General features: G+C 71.2%; 3 protein-coding genes. 1 reads left to right on the top strand and 2 read right to left on the bottom strand.

Annotation, left to right across the window (positions count from 1 at the left end):
• Positions 1-118 precede the first annotated feature (118 nt).
• Positions 119-934, bottom strand: coding sequence for an ABC transporter permease (locus ACWDAK_RS40375; RefSeq protein WP_344640328.1), 816 nt, complete (start codon positions 932-934; stop codon positions 119-121).
• A complete protein-coding gene (locus ACWDAK_RS40380; protein WP_344640329.1) occupies positions 931-1,953 on the bottom strand; it encodes an ABC transporter ATP-binding protein in 1,023 nt (340 codons plus the stop codon). Before ACWDAK_RS40380 ends, ACWDAK_RS40375 begins: the two co-directional genes overlap by 4 nt.
• Positions 1,954-2,414: 461 nt before the next feature.
• Between ACWDAK_RS40380 and ACWDAK_RS40385 the strand changes: the two genes are divergently transcribed.
• Positions 2,415-5,800: type I polyketide synthase (locus ACWDAK_RS40385; protein ID WP_427394915.1), on the top strand; the 3,386-nt coding region annotated here is incomplete at its 3' end.

A 5,800-nucleotide genomic window follows, 5' to 3' on the forward strand; every position in this document is an offset into this window, starting at 1 on the left:
GTGAACCGGCGGATGCCGCGCTCCTGGGCGACCGCCGCGATGTGCTCCAGCAGCGCGGAGGCCACACCCCGGCCGTGGGGCGCATCGATGATGCGCCGCCGCTCCGCTGTTCGCCGCGTCAGTCCAGCGCCCGCCGGCGGAAGCCCCGGATGCCGAGCAGCCCGAACAGCACACAGGCCGCCGCGAGCGCGGCCAGGTCGACCCCGAGCGGGATCGACCGCGGTTCACCGTGTGGCAGCAGCACCGCGCGCATCGCCTCGCTGACGTACGTCAGCGGGTTGAGCGCGCAGATCACCTGGAACGGCCGCACCGAGGACAGGCCGTACCACGGGAACTGGGTCGCGCCGGTGAACATCAGCGGGGTCAGCACGACCGCGATCATGATGCTGATGTGGCGGGACTCCACCGCGGTGCCGATGGTCAGCCCGACGGTCGCGCCGGCCAGCGAGCCGAGCGCGAGCACACCGGCGACCGGCAGGACGCTGGAGGCCGGCCAGTGCACACCGTCCAGGACCAGGAACCCGAGCGGGATCATCACCGCGGCGGCCACCAGACCGCGGATCGCCCCGAACACCACCTTCTCGACCGCCACCAGGGCGAGCGGGATCGGGGACAGCAGCCGGTCCTCGATCTCCTTGGTGAAGGAGAAGTCGACGATCAGCGGGAAGGCGGTGTTCTGCAGCGCGACCAGGAAGCTGCTGAGCGCCACCACGCCCGGCAGCAGCACCTGCTGGAAACCGTGGCCGGTGTAGCCGAGGCCGGAGAGGACCTTGCCGAACACGAACAGGATGAAGAACGGCTCGACCAGCACCTGGGCGAGGAACGGGATCAGCTCGCGTCCCGTCACGAAGACGTCCCGCCAGAGGATGAAGGCGAAGGTCCGTGCCGCGGAGCCGCCTTTGCCGGTCTGCGGAAGGGTTGCGGTCGCGCTCAACGGAGTTCTCTCCCGGTCAGTTCGATGAAGACGTCTTCCAGGGTCAGCCCGCCCAGCGACACGTCCTCGATGTCGCAGTGCAGTTCGCTCAGGGCGCTGACCGCCGCGGGCAGGGTGGCCGAGGGCCGGCCGGTGGTGTAGAGCCGCAGTCGGTCGGGGACGTCGGCACCGACCTCGACGGTCTCGACCCGCTCCACCGTCTCGATCTTCTCCAGTACCCGGACCAGATCGGTGAGTTCACGCTCCTCGGCCGGCGCCCCGGCGGCCCGCAGGGTGAAGGTGAGGGTGCCGGTGCCGCTAAGTGAGGAGGTCAGGGCCTGCGGCGAGTCCAGTGCCAGCAGCTTGCCGCGGTCGACGATGCCGACCCGGTCGCAGAGCTTGGCGGCCTCGTCCATGTCGTGTGTGGTGATCACCACGGTGACGCCCCGGCGGCTCAGTTCGGCCACCCGCTCGTGGATGAAGAGCCGGGCTTGCGGGTCGAGACCGGTGGCCGGCTCGTCCAGGAAGAGCACCCTGGGCCGGTGCATCAGCGCGCGGGCGATCATCACCCGCTGCGCCTGGCCCCCGGAAAGCTCGTCCACCCTGGCCTTCCCCCGGTCACCGAGGCCCACCCAGTCGAGGCTCTCGTCGGCCAGCCGGTTGCGCTCGGCCCGGCCCATGCCGTGGTAGCCGGCGTGGAAGACCAGGTTCTGCCGGATGGTCAGTGAACGGTCGAGGTTGTTGCGCTGTGGGACCACCGCGAACACCCGGTGCGCGGCGGCCGGCCGGCTCACCACGTCGACCCCGAGGATGGACACCCGGCCCGAGGTCGGGGCGACCCGGGTGGTCATGATGCCGATGGTGGTCGACTTCCCGGCGCCGTTCGGGCCGAGCAGGCCGAACACCTCACCGGTCCTCACGGTGAAACTGAGGTCGTCGACGGCCGGCGTCGGCCGGTTGCGATATCTCTTGACCAGCCGGTCGACGACGACGGCGGTGGAATCGGAATCCACGGCCTGCGGTGCGCGTGCTGTATTCATTGCTTCCTGCAAATCGAGCGGGACGCGACAACGGCGACGATGGAAGCGCGGCAGGGATCACACGCATACTGAAACGCCGTCGTGTTACGCCGTCATGCGCGCCGACGGAAAGGGATAATGAACACTCAACTGTGCCGGACCATGTATAGCATGGGTGGCGCGGCCCAGTCCGGACAGGGGCGGTAGGGGCAGAGTAGGGGATGTGTGCCGACCCGGCCCGCTGCTAGCTTGAAAGGGCGCAAGTATTCTCCGCAATCGCTTCCCGGCAATTGTGACCGAATACTGCTGGGCAGGATTTCTCCCGCACGGGCGGGGAGTTGTGGGCGCAGGCCATTAAGCACGAGTCATTGCGAGTCATTGGCGGTCATGCCCGAACCTTCCCGACGACGTGTTCCGACTCGGACGTCCGGAAGCGGCCGGCACGGCCCTCACGACCGGTTCAAGGGTGGGACGGACAAGGCGTGGAGAACGAAGCGAAGCTCCTCGACTACCTCAAGCGGGCGACCGCCGATCTGCGCGAGACGCGTCGGCGGCTGCGCGAGCTGGAGGAGCAGGAGCCGGAACCGATCGCCATCATCGGCATGGCCTGCCGCTACCCCGGCGGAGTGACCTCGCCCGAGGACCTCTGGCAGCTGGTGGCCACCGGCACCGACGGCGTCTCCGGCTTCCCCACCGACCGGGGCTGGGACCTCGCCACCCTCCACCACGAGGATCCCGACCACCCGGGCACCTCGTACACCCGCGAGGGCGGGTTCCTGCACGACGCCGCCCAGTTCGACCCCGACTTCTTCGGCATCTCGCCGCGTGAGGCGCTGGCGATGGACCCGCAGCAGCGGCTGCTGCTGGAGACCTCGTGGGAGGCGTTCGAGCGGGCGGGCATCGACCCGGAGGCCGTCCGGGGCAGCCGGACCGGTGTCTTCGCCGGTGTGATGTACCACGACTACGCCTCCCGCCTGCTGGACGTCCCCGAGGAGGTCGCCGGCTACCTCGGCAACGGCAACTCGGGCAGTGTCGCCTCGGGCCGGGTGGCCTACGCGCTCGGCCTGGAAGGCCCGGCCGTCACCGTCGACACCGCCTGCTCCTCCTCCCTGGTCGCGCTGCACTGGGCGATCCAGGCGCTGCGCGCGGACGAGTGCTCGCTGGCCCTGGCCGGCGGCGTCGCCGTGATGTCCACCCCCAATGCCTTCATCGACTTCAGCCGCCAGCGCGGACTGGCCGCCGACGGCCGCTGCAAGTCCTTCGCCGCTGCGGCGGACGGCACCGGCTGGGGCGAGGGCGTCGGCATTCTGCTGGTCGAGCGTCTCTCGGATGCGCAGCGCAACGGGCACCCGGTGCTGGCGATCGTGCGCGGGAGCGCCGTCAACCAGGACGGCGCCAGCAGTGGGCTCACCGCCCCCAACGGGCCCTCCCAGCAGCGGGTGATCCGACAGGCGCTCGCGACCGCCAGGCTGACGGCGAGTCAGATAGACACGGTCGAGGCGCACGGCACCGGCACGACGCTCGGCGACCCGATCGAGGCGCAGGCCCTGCTGGCGACCTACGGGCAGAACCGCGACGGCTCCGCGCCGCTCTGGCTCGGTTCGCTGAAGTCCAACATCGGCCACACCCAGGCGGCGGCGGGTGTCGGCGGCATCATCAAGATGGTGATGGCGATGCGGCACGGTGTGCTGCCGCAGACGCTGCACGTGGACCGGCCGACGCACAACGTGGACTGGTCGGCTGGCGCGGTGGAGCTGCTGACGGAGGCGCGGCCGTGGCCCGAGACCGGGCGGCCGCGGCGGGCGGCGGTCTCGTCCTTCGGAGTCAGCGGCACCAACGCGCACACCATCCTGGAGCAGGCGCCTGCGGCCGACGCGGCCGAGGCCGAGGAAGCGGCCGGGTCGCCTTCGGCAGCGCCGTTCGTGCCGTGGGTGCTCTCCGGGCGGACTGCGGAGGCGCTGCGGGGACAGGCGCAGCGGTTGCTGGACTGGCTGACGGCCGCGCCTGAAGCGGGCGTCCCGGATGTCGCCTTCTCGCTGGCCACCTCGCGCGCGTCCTTCAAGCAGCGGGCGGCGCTCCTCGTCCGTGACCGGTCCGAGGCCCTGGCCGGCCTGGCGGCGCTGTCGCGCGGCGAGTCTGCGGCACGGTCGGTGGTCGGCGCCGCGGGTTCTGCGGGGCGGGTGGCGTTCCTGTTCGCTGGGCAGGGGAGCCAGCGGGTCGGTATGGGTGCCGAGTTGTACGAGGCGTTCCCGGTCTTTGCCGGGGCTTTCGACGCGGTGTGCGCGGAGCTGGACGGGCGTCTCGCGCGTCCGTTGCGTGAGGTGGTGTTCGGCGGCGAGGAGCTGGAGCAGACCGGTTACACGCAGCCAGCGCTGTTCGCGGTCGAGGTGGCGCTGTTCCGGCTGGTGGAGTCGTGGGGTGTGCGGCCGGAGTTCCTGGCGGGGCATTCGATCGGTGAGCTGGCTGCCGCGCATGTGGCGGGTGTGCTGTCGCTGGCGGATGCCGCCGCTCTGGTGGCGGCTCGCGGCCGGCTGATGCAGGCGCTGCCGGTTGGTGGTGCGATGGTGGCGGTGCAGGCGTCCGAGGACGAGGTGCTGCCGTTCCTCACCGAGGAGTTGGGGATCGCGGCGGTCAACGGTCCGACCTCGGTGGTGATCTCGGGTGCCGAGCAGGCCGTGCTGGAGGTCGCGGAGAAGCTGGCCGCCGACGGTCGCAAGACCAAGCGGCTCACCGTCAGCCACGCGTTCCACTCGCCGCTGATGGAGCCGATGCTCGCGGAGTTCCGGGCCGTCGCCAAGGGCCTGACCTTCGGCGAGCCCAGTATCCCGATCGTCTCCACCCTGACCGGTGACATCACCGACGAGCTCAGCACCGCCGACTACTGGGTGCGGCACGTCCGCGAGGCCGTCCGCTTCCGCGATGCCGTCCAGGCCCTGGAGCGTGAAGGCGTCCGTACCTTCCTGGAGTTGGGCCCGGACGGGACGCTCTCCGCGACGGGCCAGGAGTGCGTGAGCGAGGACGCGGTGTTCACGCCGGTCCTGCGCCGCGACCGTGCGGAGGCGGAGAGCTTCACCACCGGCCTGGCCCAGCTGCACGTCCGTGGCGTGAAGGTGGACTGGCAGGCCGTGTTCGCGGGCACCGGCGCCCAGCGCGTCGACCTGCCCACCTACGCCTTCCAGCGGGAGCGGTACTGGCTGGACACCGGCGCGCTCCAGGGCGGTGACGTCACGGCGGCCGGACTGGGTGCGATCGACCACCCGCTGCTCGGCGCGGTCGTCGGCCTGCCGGACTCGGAGGGGCACCTCTTCGTCGGCCGCCTCTCCGTCGAGACGCACCCGTGGCTGGCCGACCACGCCGTGGCCGGCAGCGTGCTGCTCCCGGGAACGGCCTTCGTGGACCTGGCGGTTGCCGCCGGTGACCAGGTCGGCTGCGCAGTGGTGGACGAGCTGGCCCTGGAGGCTCCGCTGGTCATCCCGGCGGCGGGCGCGATAGGGCTGTGCCTCGCGGTGGGTGCACCCGACGGGTCCGGACGCCGCCCGCTGAGCGTCTACTCCCGCCCGCAGGAGGACACGGACGGCGGGACTGCCTGGTCCGACCGTCCTTGGACCGTCCACGCCACGGGCTTCCTGTCGGCCGAGGAGCAGGCCGCCTCGTTCGATCTGGTGGAGTGGCCGCCGCCGGGTGCGGAGTCCGTACCGGTCGATGGGCTGTACGAGGGGTTCGCGGCGGCGGGGTTCGGTTACGGTCCGGTGTTCCAGGGGCTGCGGGCGGCCTGGCGGCGCGATGGCGAGGTGTTCGCCGAGATCGCGTTGCCGGAGGACGTGCGCGACACCGGGGCTGCGTTCGGTCTGCACCCGGCGTTGCTGGA

The organism is Kitasatospora sp. NPDC001175, from assembly GCF_053598215.1.

What these genes read in the sequence shown, in the direction of transcription:
- ACWDAK_RS40380 (WP_344640329.1), bottom strand. Translation starts at nt 1,953, where the DNA reads ATGAATACAGCACGCGCACCGCAGGCCGTGGATTCCGATTCCACCGCC.